The 19161-nt window shown below is 36.0% G+C and carries 13 protein-coding genes; all 13 read left to right on the forward strand.

Annotated elements, in window-relative coordinates:
* Window positions 1-145: 145 nt before the first annotated feature.
* Window positions 146-4510, forward strand: coding sequence for a CusA/CzcA family heavy metal efflux RND transporter (locus tag NZ698_RS03930; protein WP_263002596.1), 4365 nt, complete (start codon window positions 146-148; stop codon window positions 4508-4510).
* A 1-nt stretch (window position 4511) separates the two neighbouring features.
* On the forward strand, window positions 4512-5750 hold the full coding sequence (locus NZ698_RS03935; RefSeq protein ID WP_263001785.1) for an efflux RND transporter periplasmic adaptor subunit: 1239 nt from the start codon (window positions 4512-4514) through the stop codon (window positions 5748-5750).
* 608 nt (window positions 5751-6358) lie between these two features.
* Window positions 6359-7081 carry an NUDIX hydrolase gene (locus tag NZ698_RS03940; protein WP_263001786.1) on the forward strand — a complete coding sequence of 241 codons (723 nt, stop codon included), beginning with the start codon at window positions 6359-6361 and terminating at the stop codon, window positions 7079-7081.
* Window positions 7082-7285: 204 nt separating this feature from the next.
* The gene (locus NZ698_RS03945; protein ID WP_263001787.1) at window positions 7286-8086 is read left to right on the forward strand and encodes a Cof-type HAD-IIB family hydrolase; all 801 of its coding nucleotides are present in this window, start codon (window positions 7286-7288) and stop codon (window positions 8084-8086) included.
* Between the two features lie 121 nt (window positions 8087-8207).
* Window positions 8208-9560 (forward strand): sigma-54-dependent transcriptional regulator, encoded by a 1353-nt coding sequence (locus tag NZ698_RS03950; RefSeq protein ID WP_263001788.1) that lies wholly within the window; start codon window positions 8208-8210, stop codon window positions 9558-9560.
* 162 nt (window positions 9561-9722) lie between these two features.
* Window positions 9723-10082: a DUF7674 family protein gene (locus tag NZ698_RS03955; RefSeq protein ID WP_263001789.1), complete on the forward strand. Its 360-nt coding sequence runs from the start codon at window positions 9723-9725 to the stop codon at window positions 10080-10082.
* Window positions 10083-10179: 97 nt separating this feature from the next.
* Window positions 10180-10320 (forward strand): hypothetical protein, encoded by a 141-nt coding sequence (locus tag NZ698_RS03960; protein WP_263001790.1) that lies wholly within the window; start codon window positions 10180-10182, stop codon window positions 10318-10320.
* A 335-nt stretch (window positions 10321-10655) separates the two neighbouring features.
* The gene (gene kdpA, locus NZ698_RS03965) at window positions 10656-12344 is read left to right on the forward strand and encodes a potassium-transporting ATPase subunit KdpA (RefSeq protein ID WP_263001791.1); all 1689 of its coding nucleotides are present in this window, start codon (window positions 10656-10658) and stop codon (window positions 12342-12344) included.
* 123 nt (window positions 12345-12467) lie between these two features.
* On the forward strand, window positions 12468-14474 hold the full coding sequence (gene kdpB, locus NZ698_RS03970; protein ID WP_263001792.1) for a potassium-transporting ATPase subunit KdpB: 2007 nt from the start codon (window positions 12468-12470) through the stop codon (window positions 14472-14474).
* An 11-nt stretch (window positions 14475-14485) separates the two neighbouring features.
* On the forward strand, window positions 14486-15052 hold the full coding sequence (locus NZ698_RS03975; protein ID WP_263001793.1) for a K(+)-transporting ATPase subunit C: 567 nt from the start codon (window positions 14486-14488) through the stop codon (window positions 15050-15052).
* Between the two features lie 39 nt (window positions 15053-15091).
* Window positions 15092-16171: a porin gene (locus tag NZ698_RS03980; protein WP_263001794.1), complete on the forward strand. Its 1080-nt coding sequence runs from the start codon at window positions 15092-15094 to the stop codon at window positions 16169-16171.
* A gap of 63 nt (window positions 16172-16234) precedes the next feature.
* Window positions 16235-17359 (forward strand): sensor protein KdpD, encoded by a 1125-nt coding sequence (locus tag NZ698_RS03985; RefSeq protein WP_263001795.1) that lies wholly within the window; start codon window positions 16235-16237, stop codon window positions 17357-17359.
* Window positions 17359-19089 carry a HAMP domain-containing sensor histidine kinase gene (locus NZ698_RS03990; protein ID WP_263001796.1) on the forward strand — a complete coding sequence of 577 codons (1731 nt, stop codon included), beginning with the start codon at window positions 17359-17361 and terminating at the stop codon, window positions 19087-19089. Before NZ698_RS03985 ends, NZ698_RS03990 begins: the two co-directional genes overlap by 1 nt.
* Window positions 19090-19161: the final 72 nt, after the last annotated feature.

A 19161-nucleotide genomic window follows, 5' to 3' on the forward strand; every position in this document is an offset into this window, starting at 1 on the left:
TTTTTATTGATTTTTTGAAATTTAATTTCAAATTTTTTATGAAGACTTTTCAGTTTTCAGAATTCACTTTGTCGGTACTTTATATTTAAAATTTAATTTAAATGTAAAAAGTATGGCAATATCAGTAAAATTTAAATACATATCTGTGTTAGATAAAATCATAAAATTTAGTATCAACAACAAGATTGTCATTGGTATTATGACCATGTTGTTGATCATTTGGGGAGTTTGGAGCGCAACAAAACTTCCCATCGACGCAGTTCCGGATATTACCAATAATCAGGTTCAGATCATCACTGTATGTCCAACATTGGCAGGACAGGAAGTCGAGCAATTGGTTACGTTTCCTATAGAACAAAGTATTTCTAATGTTCCCGATATCGAAGAAACGAGAAGTATTTCAAGATTCGGACTTTCAGTCATTACGGTTGTTTTCAAAGAAGAAGTTGATGTCTACTTTGCCCGTCAACTGATCAGTGAAAAATTAAAAGAAGCTGCCGAAGAAATTCCCAAAGGAGTCGGAACACCTGAATTGGCTCCTGTAAGTACTGGTTTGGGTGAAGCGTACCAATATATTTTACATCCGAAAAAAGGAAGTGAAAATAAGTATTCAAGTAAAGATCTCCGCACCATGCAGGATTGGATCGTGCGAAGACAGCTCAACGGAACACCGGGAGTTGCAGAAGTCAACAGTTTCGGAGGCGAATTAAAACAATATGAAGTTGCAGTCGATCCAAACCGGCTTCGGGCCATCGGAGTAAGTATTTCTGATATTTTTACTGCGCTTGAAAAAAATAATCAGAATACAGGAGGAGCTTACATCGATAAAAAACCAAATGCCTATTTCATCCGTGGAATCGGAGTGGTGACGTCTTTAGAAGATATAAAAAACATCTCGGTAAAAAATGAAAACGGAAGCGTTCCTGTTTTTGTGAAAGATGTTGCTGATGTCCGTTTGGGAAGCGCAGTTCGTTATGGTGCAATGACTTACAACGGAAAAGTAGACGCGGTTGGAGGTATCGTAATGACTTTAAAAGGTGCAAACAGCAATGAGGTTGTCAATTTAATTAAAGCTAAAATCCCGACCATTCAGAAATCGCTTCCCGATGATGTTTTGATAGAACCATTTTTAGACAGAACAGATTTGGTAGGAAGAGCAATCAAAACCGTTGAAAAAAACCTGATTGAAGGGGCTTTGATTGTTATTTTCGTACTTGTGATTTTTCTGGGAAATCTCCGTGCAGGACTTATTGTTGCTTCGGCGATTCCTTTGTCTCTGCTTTTTGCTTTGGGAATGATGAATGTTTTCGGAGTGAGCGCCAATTTAATGAGTTTAGGAGCGATTGATTTTGGTTTGATCGTCGATGGTGCAGTTATTATTGTAGAAGCAACACTTCATCATTTAGGATTAAGGAAATCCACCCAAAGATTAACTCAGATTGAAATGGATGAGGAAGTTTTTCTTTCTGCTTCAAAAATAAGAAACAGCGCGGCTTTTGGTGAAATTATTATCTTGATTGTTTATATTCCTATTCTTACTTTGGTGGGTGTGGAAGGGAAAATGTTCACACCGATGGCTAAAACAGTCGGGTTTGCAATTTTGGGAGCATTGATTCTTTCCCTCACTTATATTCCAATGATGAGCGCATTGTTTTTGTCTAAAAATCAATCAAATAAAAGGAATTTTTCTGATAAAATGATGGAAAAGCTGCAAAGTGTTTATCAGCCATTATTAAGAAAAGCTATAAAAATTAAAGGAATTATTGTTTCGGTTACGGTTGTTTTATTTGCAATCAGCATATTTATATTCAGCAGAATGGGAGGGGAGTTTATTCCGCAGTTGCAGGAAGGTGATTTTGCATTTCACTGTATTTTACCACAGGGAAGTTCGTTAAGTCAAAGCATTGAAACATCGATGCAGGCTTCGAGGATCATAAAAGAGTTTGATGAAGTAAAAATGGTGATTGGAAAAACAGGTTCTGCAGAAGTTCCTACAGATCCGATGCCGCCCGAAGCAACAGATTTAATTATTGTTTTAAAATCTCAAAAAGACTGGAAAACAAAAAAATCCTATGACGAATTAGCAGATGAAATTTCTGAGAAATTAGAATTAATTCCGGGAGTGTTTTTTGAGAAAAATCAACCCATTCAAATGCGTTTCAATGAGTTGATGACGGGAATCCGACAGGATGTCGCTGTAAAAATATTTGGCGAAAATCTGGACTCCCTTGCTGTTTATGCAGATAAGGTTGGAAAAGTCATTCAGACGGTTGAAGGAACGACCGCTCCACAGATTGAAAGAATAAGCGGACTTCCACAGATCAATGTAGAATATGACCGTGTAAGAATGGCCAATTATGGTTTGAATATCGAAGATGTCAACAATGTCTTAAGTACTGCTTTCGCAGGGAAAAGTACAGGTCAGGTTTTTGAAAACGAAAGACGTTTTGATCTGGTTGTGCGTCTTGACAGTCTTCACAGAACCAATATAGATGATGTGAATAATCTCATGGTTTCTACCAGCTCAGGAAACCAGATTCCGCTTTCGCAAATTGCGAATATCAGTTATAAACTGGGTCCTGCACAAATTAGTCGTGAAGAAGGAAAAAGAAGAATCGTAATTGGCTTTAATGTGAAAAATCGTGATGTAGAAAGTGTTGTCAATGATATTCAGGAAAAATTGGATCAGAAGGTTAAACTTCCTTCAGGATATTATTTTACGTATGGTGGACAATTTGAGAATCTGAAGGCCGCAAGCAAACGTTTGATGATTGCAGTTCCGGTTTCTCTACTTCTTATTTTTATGTTGCTGTATTTTACATTTAATTCTTTTAAACAGGCAACTTTGATTTTTACCGCAATTCCCATGAGCGCAATCGGTGGAATTTTCGCGTTGCTTGTAAGAGACATGCCTTTCAGCATCAGTGCAGGAATAGGATTTATTGCTTTGTTCGGTGTCGCGGTTCTCAACGGAATCGTTTTAATTGGAACCTTCAATCAATTGGAAAAAGATGGCGAAACCGATATTTTAAAAAGAGTTTTTGAAGGAACAAAAGTAAGACTGCGCCCAGTTTTAATGACGGCTGCAGTTGCTTCTTTAGGATTTTTACCGATGGCAATTTCTACAGGAGCAGGAGCGGAAGTGCAGAAACCTTTGGCAACCGTTGTAATCGGTGGTTTGATCACAGCAACTTTTTTGACATTATTCGTTTTACCAATGTTGTATATTATTTTTAATACAAAATTCAACAGAAAGACTATTAGAATAAAAACTTCAACGACAGTTATCATTTTAGGATTTTTATTTTTCGGACAAACATTCAATGCGCAGACAACCGAAGTTTTAACGGTTGAGAAAGCCACGGAAATAGCGTTGAGAAATAATTATTTAATTCAGTCAAAAGATCTGGATATTAAAGTTTCTGAAGCTTTGAAACCAACTGCCAATGAACTTCCGAAAATGAATTTAAATGCGCAGTTAGGGCAATACAACAGTCCGAAATTTGATCAGTCGTTTTCCATTTCGCAGAGTATTCCGTTTCCGACTTTGTTTAAAGCGAGAAAAGATCTGATTGCCGAAGAAATTAAAGCAAAACAAATCAATAGAGAAATTTCTGCAAATGAATTAGCAAAACAGATCAGAACGTATTTTTACCAAATAGAATATCTGCAATATAATCAATTGAAGCTTATGAAAATGGACAGTCTTTATCAGGATTTTATTAGAATCGCTACAGTAAGATATAAAGCAGGAGACATTAAAAAAATTGAAATCAATACGGCAGAAACTCAAAAAGGAGAGATCAGTCTTCTATTGAATCAAAATAAAGTATATCTCGATAATGCATATAAAAATCTGAAAATGCTTCTTAATATTTCTGATCAATTTGAAATTCCCCAAATTAAAAATTACCAACCCTTGAAGGCTGAATATGTTTTAGACAGTTCTGCAATAGCCAATCATCCGACTGTAAAAGCATTTTATCAGGAAATGGAAATTGCAGAAAAGAGTAAAAATGTTGAAAAATCTCAAGGTTTGCCGGAATTTAACTTAGGTTATACCAATCAGTCACTTACCGGATTTCACACGCTCAACGGACAGGAAAAATATTTTGATTCCGGAAACCGTTTTCATGTTGCCAATGTTGGAGTTTCAATTCCATTGACTTTCGGAGCTACAAGAGCGAGAATTCAGTCTTTGGAATATCAGAAACAAATGGCAGAATCCAACGCAAAACTTCAGCAAAAGCAACTTACCACTCAGCTGGAAAATGCATTCAGTCAGTATAATCAGGATGTTTTACAATATGAATATTATGTTAATCAGGCTTTACCAAATGCAGAGAAAATCGTGAAAGCCGGACAACTTGGTTACAAAACAGGAGAAATTTCTTATGTAGAATATCTCTTTGCACTTCAGACGGCAACCAATATTCAGCTAAAATATCTGGAATCAATTCAGCAGGTGAATCAGTCTGTTATTACTATTAATTATTTAATCAACAAATAAGATGAAACTAAAACTTAATATTTTAAAACTATTTATCGTTTCTGTATTTCTTTTAAATTGCGGAAAGAAAGATGTCACGACTGGTTCTGAAACTGAAGTGAAAACCGAAGAAGCTGAAGATCATCATGATGAAGCTCTGAAAACCATTGCTTCAATTACGGAGGACCAAATAAAAACAGTCGGAATTACTTTAGGCAAAATTGAAATGAAAGAACTCACTTCTACTATAAAAGCTAATGGGTTGTTGAGAGTTCCGAACAATAATAAAGCCGCCATAACGTCATTGTATGGAGGTGTGATCAAAACCATCAATGTGCAGATCGGAGATTATATCAAGAAAGGTCAGGTCATCGCAACCATCGGAAATTCGGAATATATACAAGTTCAGGAACAATATCTTACCGTGAAAAACAGAATAATTTTTGCAGAGCAGGAATATAGAAGACAAAAGGAACTTTTTGACAACGATGCAGGCGCGAAAAAAAATCTTCAAAGCTCTGATTCTGAATTGAAAACTTTGCGCACGCAGAAAGCATCTCTTCAAAAGCAACTTCAGATCATGGGAATCAATCCTGCAAGTATCAACAATGGAAATTTGCGTTCAGGCTTGGTGATTACCTCGCCGATCAGTGGTACAATCAGCACCATAAATTCTCAGATTGGTAGCTATGTGGATATTTCCTCGCCTGTCGCTGAAGTGATAGATAATGGGTCGATTCATCTTGATCTGCAGATTTTTGAAAAAGATCTTCCTAAAATGAAAGTAGGGCAGATCGTGCATTTTAAGTTGACCAATAATCCGGAGACAGAATATGATGCAAAAGTCTACAGCATCGGTTCTTCTTTTGAAAATGAAAGCAAAACAATTTCCGTACACTGCACCGTTATCGGAAATAAATCCGGATTGATTGATGGAATGAACATCACCGGAATTGTAAGTCTGAATAAAACCACAACTCCAGCCGTTCCCAATGAAGCTATTGTAGAAGCAGATGGAAAATTTTATGTTTTTATACAAACCAATCAACAAGCAGAAGAACATCATGAAGACGAATCAGAAAATAAAAATGAAAGCAAAAAGGTAAATTTCGAAAAAGTAGAAATTATCAAAGGTTCTTCCGATATGGGATACACGGCGATAACTCCGCTAAAGGAAATTTCAAATGATGCAAACATTGTTGTGAAAGGTTCTTTTTTTATAAACGCTAAATTATCGAATACAGGAGAGCATGAGCATTAACTAAATTATAAACCAACATTAAAAGTCGTCCAAAATCGGACGGCTTATTTAATGCTTTATTCTAAAATTATATATCTCAGATAAGATCAAACAAAAAAGACAAAACACGAATGTTTTGCCTTTTTTCAATATAAATGATTTGGTGTGTGGTGTGAAGTTTATATATAAGTCAATTATTTGTAATTCACAGATATTTTTCAGTCATCTTAAAGCTGTATCGCTTTTTAATTTCTTTAGTAAAGATAGATCAGAAATTAGACGCAAACAAGTTTATGTAGTGATGATTTATAAATCTTTACGTAGAAATTTATCAATTATTGCATTTTGACCAATATTTACAAGTTTGATAATCAGTTATTTAAAAATTTGTTTTTAGTAGACAGTAAAAAATTACGTGAATGTTAGATTAATCTCAATGAGATCTGATTTTTATTGTTTTGCCAAGTTTTAAGTTAAGTTTTGACTAAATCTTATGTAGGAGAGCTAGGAATTAACTTTATAAATCTTGATCTTTTTTATTTCTTAAATCTGAAATATAATTCAAAGATTTGTAATATTCATCGTTGTTTTGTGTTTTTTATTATCAATTGAATTTTTATATTTGTCACATGAGTTCGAGTTTTATCCATACTTATGTTTCTGTAGATTGCGTCGTTTTCGGATTCGATCGGGAAAACCAGCTAAATATTTTATTGGTTCAAAGACATTTAAGTGATGTTCCGGAACGTCAGAAAAGATTGCCTGGAAGTCTTATCCTGAGTGATGAAGATGTAGATGATGCCGCACAACGTGTTCTTCATGAGCTTACCGGAATAAAAAAAATGGTATTGAAACAATTCAAATGTTTTGCAGATCCTAATCGTGCAAGCAGCGAATATGACATCAAATGGATGAGAAAAGAGTATAATCATCAGATCGACAGGATCATGACGGTTGCCTATCTTTCACTCTGCAAGATCGATCACAAAATCAACAGTACAAAATATGATACCGTCGATTGGTGTCCCATTACCAAAGTTCCGTTGCTTCCTTTTGATCATAATAAAATCATTAAAGAATCTCTGGTTGAGATTAGAAAATGGATTGAGTCTGACTTTTCTATTATATTTGAATTGCTGCCTAAGAAATTTACAATCAGACAATTGTATCAGTTATATAATGCTTTGAGTGAAAAGCATATTGATATTAAAAATTTCCACAAAAAAGTTTCTTCATTTAATTATATTATTCCTTTGGACGAAATAGAAACCAATGTTGCTCATCGTGCTGCGAGATATTATAAATTCGATGCTAAGCTTTATAAAAAAAGCAATAATAAACTTATCAAATAAATCTGATTTTAAACTAAAAAACTCCATGTTGCTTCGGTAAGCACAGCGGCTTTGTTTTTCTTAATCAATTTGAAATTTTTTTTAAAAAAATTGTCTCACTTTGCGATTAAATAAGATTGTTTATTGTTAAAATATTGTTATGTTTTGATTTCAAGCAATGAAACAAAATATTATCCACTATATTTGATCTTTAATGAGAGATTTATGAATGATATTAGGTTGATAGTGACGGATATGGATGGGACTTTTCTTAATTCTGAACATGAAGTAAGCCCGGAATTTCCCGAAATTTATGAAGAACTGAAAAAACGAAACATTCTTTTTGTTCCTGCAAGTGGCAGACAAATGTTGGGAATCACGAAATATTTCGGAGATAAAGAAAACGAAATGGCTTTCATCGCTGAAAACGGCGGTTACATGATCTACAAAAACAAAGAATTGTTTGCCGATAAGCTTGAAGTACAATATGTTGAAGAAATCATTTTAGCAATACGCCAGATTGCGGGTGCAACGGTCGTTGTCTCCGGTAAAAAAAGAGCGTATTACGAAACTGAAAATCAGGAATTTATTGATTATATAGCACAATTTTATACAGGAAATAAGCGAATAGAAGATCTTACCAAAGCTTTGGATGACAGTATTTTTAAGATCGCAGTTTACCATCTCGAAGGTTCTGAAGAGCATTTATATCCTGCCCTAAAGCAATTTGAAAAATACAATCTTGAGGTCGTAGTTTCCGGGAAATATTGGCTGGATATTATGAACAAAGATATTAACAAAGGCAATGCACTTGAAAAGCTTCAGAAAACACTCAACATCAGTCCGCAACAGACAATGGTTTTCGGTGATTATATGAATGATATTGAGATGCTGAAAAAAGCAGAATATTCCTTCGCAATGGAAAACGCCCATCCATCAGTAAAAGAAGCTGCAAAATTTGAAGCTTTGAGCAATAATAATTTTGGAGTTTTAAATACAATTAAAAATTACCTCAGTAATAATTAAATTCTTTTGAAATATTTAAAAGTAAAAATCTCAACGTAATATCTATCTTTGAAAAAATATTTGACAGATATTTTACGACAAAAATGACATTTTTTCCTAATAATTTAAGAGTAACAAGGAGTTGAATACAGTTTTAATAATTGATGATGAAGCCAAAATAAGATCACTTTTATCACGCATCATCAGTCTAGAAGGTTTTGAAGTTTTTGAGGCCGGAAATTTGAAAAGCGGACTCAAACGACTTGAGATTTCCAATATTGACATTGTTCTTTGCGATGTTAAACTTCCCGACGGAAGCGGTGTCGATTTTTCAAAAACAGTGAAAGATCAATTTCCAGGTGTTGAAATTATTCTTTTGACCGCTTTCGGAAATATTCCTGATGGTGTAATGGCGATCAAAAACGGAGCTTTCGACTATATTACCAAGGGCGACGACAATACTAAGATTCTTCCGTTGCTTTATAAGGCTGCAGAGAAAGTAGCACTCAATAAACGAGTTTTACAACTTGAAAAACAGCTTGACAATAAACAATCTTTCAAAAGTATTATTGGTAAATCTGTTGAAATTACCAACGCTGTCTCTTCGGCTCAGAAAGTGGCTGTAACAGATGCAACAGTGCTTCTTACAGGTGAAACCGGCACCGGAAAAGAAGTTTTTGCACAGGCAATACATCATGCAAGCAACAGAAGCAAGAAAAATTTCATTGCAGTCAACTGTTCGGCTTTTGGAAAAGAACTGCTTGAAAATGAACTTTTCGGTCACAAAGCAGGAGCTTTTACCGGAGCTTTGAAAGATTCCAAAGGAATTTTCGAAGAAGCCAATCTCGGAACGGTTTTTCTTGATGAAATTGGTGAAATGCCTCTCGACTTACAGGCAAAGTTACTCAGGGTTTTAGAATCCGGCGAATTTTTGAAAGTGGGAGACAGCAAGCCAACAAAAACTGATGTCCGAATCATTGCCGCAACCAACAGAAATTTGGAAACCGAAATTGAAACCGGAAACTTCCGTGAAGATCTGTATTACCGAATCAATATTTTTACGATTAAACTACCGTCTTTGCGGGAAAGAGTAGCGGATATTGAATCTCTGGCCGGCTTTTTTCTGAAGACTTTTTCTCACAAAATGGGAAAAAATATTTCTTCGTTTTCGGATGATTATTTAAAAGCTTTAAAAAACCATCAATGGAAAGGTAACATCCGCGAACTTCGTAATGTGATTGAGAGAAGTGTTATCCTTACAGATTCCTCCGAATTATCAACCGATAGTCTTCCCGTAGACATTCTTGCAAAGCAGGAACATACCGAATTTTCACAAAACAAAATGATGTCTGCATTTTCTATGGCAAGCGCAGAGAGAATGCAGATACAGAAAATATTAAAGCATACCAACGGAAACAAAGCCGAAGCGGCGCGTCTTCTCGAAATTGGCATTGCCACACTATACCGAAAGATCGAAGAGTACAGTATTTCATAAAAGAATGCTTCCATTCTGATAACGACCCTATCATTTTGATAGGGTTTTTTGTGTTTTCTAAATGATTGATTTGAATATAAATATCTAATTTACAGTCTCTTGTATTTTAATTTTTCTTTAAGGAATAAATCTTGGCATTACTGATTCAAAACAATTTAAAAAATGAATCATAAAGATGCCGTTACAGAGATCATTAAAACGATCCCGGAAACACAGGAAGACTTTAAAGAATCTTACAAGACCAATTCACCATTTATGGTGATCAGTGTCTTTACGAAACAGATCAGAAGGCTGATTAAAGAAAACGATCAGAAAATTCTGATTAAGTCGATTCTCAAAATGAATAAGCTTTACAGCAAAGGTGACGCGGCGTTGAAGAATGCAATAGAAAACATTTTCATCTATTCTCTGGACAGTTTTACATTCTGCTGCGAACCAACGTACAAAAAAATGATTTTCAGTAAAATGTCACCGCCCTTACAGGAAAACTACCTTCATCAGGTATACAAATCAGGAATTTAAAATTTTAAAAATTAAGGTCGCTATGATTCGGAAATGCAGACTGCATAGACGGTCTTGACTAATCGGGAAGACTTTTAAAAACAATAAAAATTTATATATGAAATCAAAAATCAGAAAAATCGGAAACTGGCAGGAATGGAAATCAATTCGTGGAAAACACGATTTTGAAATGATAACAATTAACGTAGCGGTTATTCTCGGAGTGTTTGTAGCAGCGGCAATTATTCAGTTTAATTAAAAGAAAAAAGAAAATGATCACAGTTATTTTATTGGCTTCGGGAGCAGTACTCTTCGCTCTGTTTTACTTTTTGGTAGAATATTTTGAAAAGATTTGAAAATTAAAAACGTACTCATGACCCTATTATTTATCACAGCAATAGCCATATTCTTCTACATGATTTATGTACTCGTAAAACCGGAAGAATTTTAAATCAAACTTATAATCAAATGAGCCGTAAGATTTTACATGAAATAAAAGAATGGAGCGTAATGATCTTTTGGATTTGCTTCGTAATCGCTTTTATCTACCTGATTTTTACGGTTAAAAAATTTGCATTAATTCATTAAACAACTATGAACACTGAAATTTTTGGAATAATAGCCATGTTTCTGGTAACGCTTATTCTGGCGATACCATTTGGAAAATACATTGCTAAAGTCTATGCGGGAGAGAAAACCTTTCTTGATCCCGTTTTCAAACCTGTAGAATCGATGATCTACAAAATCTCAGGTATCAATCCTGAAAACGAGATGAACTGGAAGCAGCATCTGAGTGCACTTCTGACGATTAATTTTTTATGGTTTTTCATCAGTATGCTCGTCCTCATGAACATGAGCTGGCTTCCACTCAATCCCGACGGAAACCCGGATATGTCACCTGATTTAGCATTTAATACAACCATTTCATTTTTAGTCAACTGTAATCTTCAGCATTATTCCGGTGAAACAGGTTTAAGCTATCTCGGACAGATCTGGCTGATGTTTCTTCAGTTTGTTTCCGCAGCAACGGGAATGGCTGCAGCGATTGTTATTTTCAAAGCTTTCCGTGAAAAATCTACCGAAAAACTGGGGAATTTCTACGATTATTTTTTGAAGTCCAATACAAGAATCTTTCTTCCGCTTTCATTACTCATGGGTGCAGTACTTCTTTTTGAAGGAGTACCGATGACATTTGAAGGAAAAGATAAAGTAATAACGCTTCAGGGAAGCGGCGCTGAAGTTTCTACCGGTCCGGTCGCGGCATTTGTGCCTATCAAACATATCGGAACAAATGGAGGTGGTTTCTTTGGAGCCAACAGTGCTCATCCGTTCGAAAATCCTACCTATTTTACCAATATGGTTGAGATGATTTCGCAATTAATTATTCCTATGGCTATGGTTTTTACGTTTGGTCATTTTATCAGAAGGAAAAAATTCGGATATATAATTTTTGGAGTCATGACGGCAGGTTTTCTTCTTCTTGCAATCCCAACCATAACTATGGAAATGAATGGAAATCCTGCCATTTCAGCAATGGGAATCGATCAGTCACTTGGCGCAATGGAGGGTAAAGAAATAAGATTTGGTGCTGCAGCTTCAGGGTTTTGGAGTATTGTGACAACGGTTATTTCTACAGGATCTGTTAACTCAATGCACGACAGTTCTGTTCCGCTTTCCGGAATGACCCAGATGTTGGCAATGATGGTCAATGCGTTTTATGGTGGTGACGGAGCGGGTATTTTAAACATATTTATTTATATCATTCTTGCGGTATTTATCAGCGGTCTAATGGTGGGTAGAACTCCCGAATTTTTAGGCAAAAAAATCGAAGCAAGAGAAATGAAAATCGCAATGATTGTTGCCCTTTTTCATCCGTTTTTGATTTTGGCAGGAGCCGCAATTGCAACTGCTTTTCCTGATATAGGAACAAGTACGCTCAACAATCCAGGTTTTCATGGTTTCAGTGAAGTTTTGTATGAATTTACTTCATCTGCAGCCAATAACGGAAGTGGTTTTGAAGGTCTGGGTGATAATAATCCTTTCTGGAATATCTCGACAGGAATTGTTCTTTTACTTGGTCGTTTTTTACCGATTATCGGTCCAATTGCGATTGCGGGTTTACTGGCTCAGAAAAAATACATTCCCGAAGGTGAAGGAACGCTTAAAACCGATACCTCAACTTTTGGACTCATGATTTTTGCGGTCATTGCCATCATTGCAGCATTAGCATTCTTTCCGGCATTGGCTTTAGGTCCAATTGCGGAATATTTTTCACTGAAATAAAATAGATAAAGAAAATAAAATGAAGTCGCCATGATTTGGAAACAAAACCAAATAAAGATTCGGCGATCGCATTAACTGTCCCGACTATTGGGATGACCTTCAAATAAAAATAAATATCTCCAAATGAATAATAAATCATTGTTTCAAAAAGAACTGATGCAGGAAGCTCTTGTGCAGTCTTTTGTAAAACTCAATCCCAAAACGATGTTCAGAAATCCAGTTATGTTTCTGGTCTGGATTGGAACTCTCGTCATGTTCATCGTAAGTATATGGACTTTAACAGGAGAAAAATCTCAGGGTAGTTTTGCTTATAATTTCACGGTTTTTATCATTCTCTTACTAACGGTTCTGTTCGGTAATTTTGCTGAAGCGATCGCAGAAGCGAGAGGAAAAGCCCAGGCAGACAGTCTTCGTAAAACGAGGGAAGAAACTCCGGCTAAATTGCGTGACGGAAGTATAATTTCATCCTCAAAACTACAGAAAGGTGACATCTTTGTATGCGAAGCCGGAGACATCATTGCGTCTGACGGAGAAATTATTGAAGGTTTGGCAACCATTGATGAAAGTGCCATCACCGGAGAATCTGCTCCCGTTATTCGGGAGTCTGGTGGAGATAAAAGTTCTGTAACAGGAGGTACAAAGGTTCTTTCAGACAGAATTGTTGTAAAAGTAACCACTCAGCCTGGCGAAAGTTTTTTAGATAAAATGATTGCATTGGTAGAAGGTGCCTCAAGACAGAAAACACCCAACGAAATTGCATTAACGATTTTACTTGCAGGATTTACTTTAGTGTTTATCATCGTCTGTATCACCTTAAAGCCTTTTGCAGATTATGCCAATGTAAGCATTACCATTGCATCATTTATCTCACTTTTTGTATGTCTGATTCCTACCACAATCGGTGGACTCCTATCCGCAATCGGTATTGCCGGAATGGACAGAGCGCTGCGCGCCAATGTCATCACTAAAAGTGGAAAAGCGGTGGAAACTGCAGGTGATATTGATGTTCTTCTGCTGGATAAAACCGGAACCATAACCATTGGAAACCGTAAAGCGACTCATTTTTATGCCGCCCACAATGTGGACGAAAAAGAACTGATAAAAGCTGCTGTACTAAGTTCAATGACTGACGAAACTCCTGAAGGGAAATCAATTGTTGAACTGGCTGGAATTGATCCTTCAACCTATTCAATGGAGAATCCTGAATATATTAAATTCACTGCTGAGACAAGAAGTTCCGGAGTGAACTATGAAAACGTTCGTATCCGAAAAGGTGCAACAGATGCCATTAAAAATATCGTTCTTAGTGCAGGAAATACCTTTCCACAGGAAACTGATGATAAAGTAAAAGAAATTTCACAAAACGGTGGAACTCCGCTTGTCGTTTCTGAAAACGAAAAAGTTCTGGGTGTAATCGAACTTCAGGATATCATCAAACCAGGAATCAATGAACGTTTTGACCGTCTCAGAAAAATGGGGATCAAAACAGTAATGGTAACCGGTGATAATCCGCTTACTGCAAAATTCATTGCTGAGAAAGCTGGTGTTGACGATTTTATTGCTGAAGCAAAACCTGAAGACAAAATGAATTACATCAAGAAAGAACAGACTGAAGGACGTCTGGTTGCCATGATGGGAGATGGTACTAATGATGCTCCGGCTTTGGCACAAGCCGATGTAGGTGTTGCAATGAACAGCGGAACTCAGGCTGCAAAGGAAGCTGGAAACATGGTTGATCTGGATAATGACCCCACGAAACTAATTGAGGTTGTAGAAATCGGGAAACAGTTACTAATGACAAGAGGAACGCTGACTACGTTCAGTATTGCAAATGACGTTGCGAAATATTTTGCCATTATTCCTGCACTTTTTATCACTGCGATTCCGGCTTTGCAGGGACTTAATATTATGAATCTTCACAGTCCGGAAAGTGCGATTCTTTCAGCAGTTATTTTTAACGCGATCATCATTCCTATTCTGATTCCTTTGGCTCTGAAAGGGGTGGCGTACAAACCGATCGGTGCATCAGCTTTGCTGAGACGTAATCTGTTGATTTTCGGACTTGGCGGTGTTGTTATTCCATTTATAGGAATTAAAATTATCGATCTTTTAGTTTCATTATTCTTTTAAAATTATTAAAAATGAAAAAACATATTTTACCTGCCATAAAATTAACGGCAATGTGCATTATACTTTTTGCTGTTATTTATCCTGCTTTGGTTTTTGCAATGGCTCAGTTGGCACCCAATCACGGGAAAGGAAAAACTGTGGAGTCCGACAATAAAAAATATTACTTAAATATAGGACAAGCTTTCACAGAAGATCGGTATTTCTTATCAAGACCTTCTGCTGTAGATTATAATTCTGCAGGATCGGGTGGAAGCAACAAAGCGCCTTCAAATAAAGAATATCTTCAGCTGGTTCAGGCTCGTATTGATACCTTGATGATGAAAAATCCGGGACTTGCAAAATCTCAAATTCCTGCTGATCTGGTAACGGCAAGTGGGAGCGGATTAGATCCTAATTTTTCTGTACAGGCTGCAAAGGTTCAGGCTAAAAGAATCGCGAAAGTCAGAAATTTAGATGAGTCAAAAGTCAATATGCTGATTGATGAGAATACTGAGAAACCTTTCCTCGGAATGTTCGGACCTGAAAAAATCAACGTCCTACAGCTGAATATTGCGCTGGATCAACTTGCCAAAAAGTAATTGCAAAAGAATAACTTAAAATATTTATATTAGAATTTAATGAAAAAAATAATATTTGGACTTTTAGCGGTATTGAGTATATCCGTAAAAGCTCAGAATGATTCACTTAAAAAACCGCTTATCATCAGTGGGTATGCAGAAGTTTATTATCAGGCAGATTTTAATAATCCTAAAAATAATACTCGTCCGTCATTTGTATACAGCCACAATAGAAATAATGAAGTGAATGTTAATCTTGCATTCATTAAAGCAGGATACAGTACAGATCAAATTCGTGCAAATATTGCAATCGCTGCAGGAACATACATGAATGCAAATTATGCTGCGGAACAGGGCGTGATGAAAAATATTTACGAAGCCAATGCAGGATTCAAAATCTCAAAAAAACATGATTTATGGATTGATGCAGGAATTTTCTCTTCCCATCTTGGCTTTGAAAGTGCTATAGGAAAAGATAACTGGACTTTAACGAGAAGTCTTTTCGCAGATAATTCTCCTTATTTTGAGACCGGCGCTAAAATTTCATACACTTCGGAAAGTGGAAAATGGTTTTTAAGCGGACTTGTTTTAAACGGATGGCAGCGAATTAAAAGAGTTGATGGAAACACAACTCCTGCCTTCGGACATCAGATCATTTTTAAACCTAATGAAAAACTGACGCTGAACAGCGGATCTTTTGTAGGAAATGATAAACCTGACAGTCTCAGACAAATGCGCTATTTCCACAATTTATACGGAATATATCAGATCAGCAAAAAAATTGGCATTACCGCCGGTTTCGATATTGGAGCTGAGCAGAGAGCAAAAGGAAGCGAGCAGTATAATATTTGGTACACGCCGGTTTTAATTGCTAAATATTCACCAACAGAAAAATTCAGCATCACAGCAAGAGGCGAGTATTACCAGGATGAGAAAGGAGTTATTATTTCGACAGGATCAGAGAACGGTTTTAAAACTTTCGGTTATTCTTTAAACGCAGATTACAATATTCTTCCAAATCTTGTCTGGCGGACAGAGATCCGGAATCTAAACAGTAAAGACGCTATCTTTATGATGCGTGACAACGAAACTTCTAAAAACAGTCTTACTGCAGTCACAGCAATCGCTGTTTCATTTTAAACCAGACAAAATCTCTCTGCCATTTTTGTGCGGAGAGATTTGTAAATTTTATTTAAATCTAAAATGGACGAACCCAAAAAATCGGCACAGGAATTTTTGCAGCTCATCAATACATCAAAAAGAGGAAAGCTGAAAATCTACATCGGTATGAGCGCAGGAGTCGGCAAAACGTACAGAATGCTTCAGGAAGCTCACGTTCTCTTGCAAAATGGAATTGATGTAAAAATTGGTTATATAGAAACCCACAACCGCAAAGAAACCCATAACTTACTTCACGGATTACCAGTAATTCCACGGAGAAAATTGTTTTATAAAGGGAAAGAACTTGAAGAACTTGATGTTCCTGCGATTATTGTACTCCGTCCCGAAATTGTAATAGTTGATGAGCTCGCACATACCAATATCGAAGGAAGCAAAAACAAAAAAAGATGGCAGGATGTGATGGAGATTTTGGATGCTGGAATCAATGTGATCAGTGCGGTCAATATTCAGCATATTGAAAGTCTGAATGAAGAAGTAAAAGCAGTAACAGGAATAGAAGTCACCGAGAGAATTCCGGATACTATACTTTCTGCTGCAGATGAGGTGGTGAATATCGATCTTACAGCCGATGAATTGATTTCCCGACTGAAAGATGGGAAAATCTATGATCAGAGTAAAGTGCAATCTGCTCTCAATAACTTTTTTAAAAATGAAAATATTCTTCAGCTAAGAGAATTGGCTTTAAAAGAAGTCGCTTCTCAAGTTACAAGAAAAGTGGAAACTGAAATCGTAACCGGAAAAGTTTTAAAAAAAGAAAGATTTCTCGCCTGTATCAGTTCAAACGAAATTACTGCAAAAAATGTCATCCGAAAAACTGCAAGACTTGCCAATTATTATAACAGTCAGTGGTTTTTGCTGTATGTGCAGACTTCGAGAGAATCTCCCGACAGAATTGCGCTCAATAAACAGAGACATTTGATCAATAATTTTAGGTTAGCGACTGAATTAGGAGCAGATATCATTAAAATTCAAAGTAAAAATGTTGCAATGACCATTATGGAACAATGTGAAGAAAGGAAAATCACGACTGTTTGCATCGGAAAACCTCATATTGATATCTGGAGAATTATTCTGGCAACAGATACTTTCAATTCGTTACTCAAAAGACTTTCAAAACAAAACGTAGATTTAGTAATTTTGTCTTAATGAAAATAAAAACCAAGCTTAATGCAGGAGTCGGTCTTCTGTTTTTGATGATTATTATACTTTCTATTCTCGGCGGATGGTTTATTTATCAGCTGAAAAAAGATACACAGAATATACTTGTGGCGAATTATAACACGCTGCAGTATTCCCGAAATATGCTTTTGTCTCTTGAAGAGATAGACAAACAGCCTTCTTTTGCCATAAAAGAATTTCAAAAGAATCTTAATCTGCAAAGTCAGAATATTACAGAAAGCGGTGAAAAAGAAGCAACGCGAAATATTATCAGTCATTTTACAGATTTAAATAAAAATCCGACAGATCAAAATCTCAAATCTGTTATCAGAAAAGATATTGCCGAACTGATGCAGCTGAATATGAATGCCATTCAGATCAAAAGTGAAATTGCAAACACTACAGCAGAAAATGCCATTGCTGCGATTTCCATTGCGGGAACTCTGTGCTTTCTGATCGCTTTTACCCTCATGATCAATCTTCCTTCGAATATTGCCAATCCTATTCGTGAGCTTACCTTCAGTATTCATCAGATTGCAAAACAGAATTACAGAGAAAGAGTGCACTTTGAAGGAAATAGTGAGTTTGGCGAACTGGCAAAGTCGTTCAACACAATGGCAGAAAAGCTTCAGGAATATTCTGAAAGCCGACTTGATAAGATTTTAAAAGGAAAAAAACGCATCGAAACGCTGATTGATAATATGCACGATGCAGTAATCGGAATTGATGAAAACAGAAAAGTACTTTTCGTAAATGATGAAGCTTTAAAAATAACCGGACTCAAAAAAGATCAGTTCGTTGGAAAACTTATTCAGGATGTTGCTGTTGGAAATGATTTGGTGAGAGATTTAATAAGAGAAATTATTGATCCGCAGATTCAGAAAAAAGCAGATTCAGAATTATTGAAAATTTTTGTAGAAGGGAAAGAAAATTATTTTGAAAAAGAAATTTTATACATCAATGTTTTACCAACCGGAGAAGACAACAAACGTTTTATCGGACAAGTAATCATGCTGAGAAATGTAACTCCTTTCAAGGAACTTGATCTTGCCAAAACTCATTTTATGGGAACAGTTTCTCATGAATTTAAAACTCCGATCTCATCCATCCAAATGGGAGTGCAGTTGCTTGAAAATAATAGAATTGGTGAACTTAATGAAGAGCAGAAAAGACTTGTTGTCGGAATAAAAGAAGATACTTTAAGACTTTTGAAAATCACAGGTGAACTCCTCAATCTTACCCAACTGGAAACCGGAGTGGTGCAGTTGAATATAAGACCTTCCGAGATCGACAAGATGGTTGAAGGCGTAATTGCAGCAAACAAATCCGCAGCAGACTATAAACAGATTACCATCAAATCTCAAATTGATCCAAAACTTAAATTTGTAAATGCAGATTACGAAAAAACTTCCTGGGTTTTGAGTAATATTATTTCGAACGCAATCCGTTATTCTTACGAAAATTCAATCATAGAAATCAATGTAGAAAATGATAACAATGAGATAAAATTCTCTGTAAAAGATCAGGGTTACGGAATAGAAGATCAGTATCTCGACAAAGTTTTTACCCGCTATTTCAGAATTCCCGGAACAAAAACTGAAGGTACGGGTTTAGGTTTAAGTATCAGTAAAGAATTTATTGAAGCTCAAGGCGGAAAAATTTGTGTTAATAGCGAAATCGGTGTTGGAAGCACATTTTATTTTAGCCTCAAAGCATAAAATACTATTTAAAAATTTAGGAAAAATTCGTTTAGGAAATTTTTATTTTATTTTTTATGATTTTTCTAAGAT

Origin of the sequence: Chryseobacterium edaphi (assembly GCF_025628985.1) — a bacterium.
GTDB lineage: Bacteria > Bacteroidota > Bacteroidia > Flavobacteriales > Weeksellaceae > Chryseobacterium > Chryseobacterium edaphi.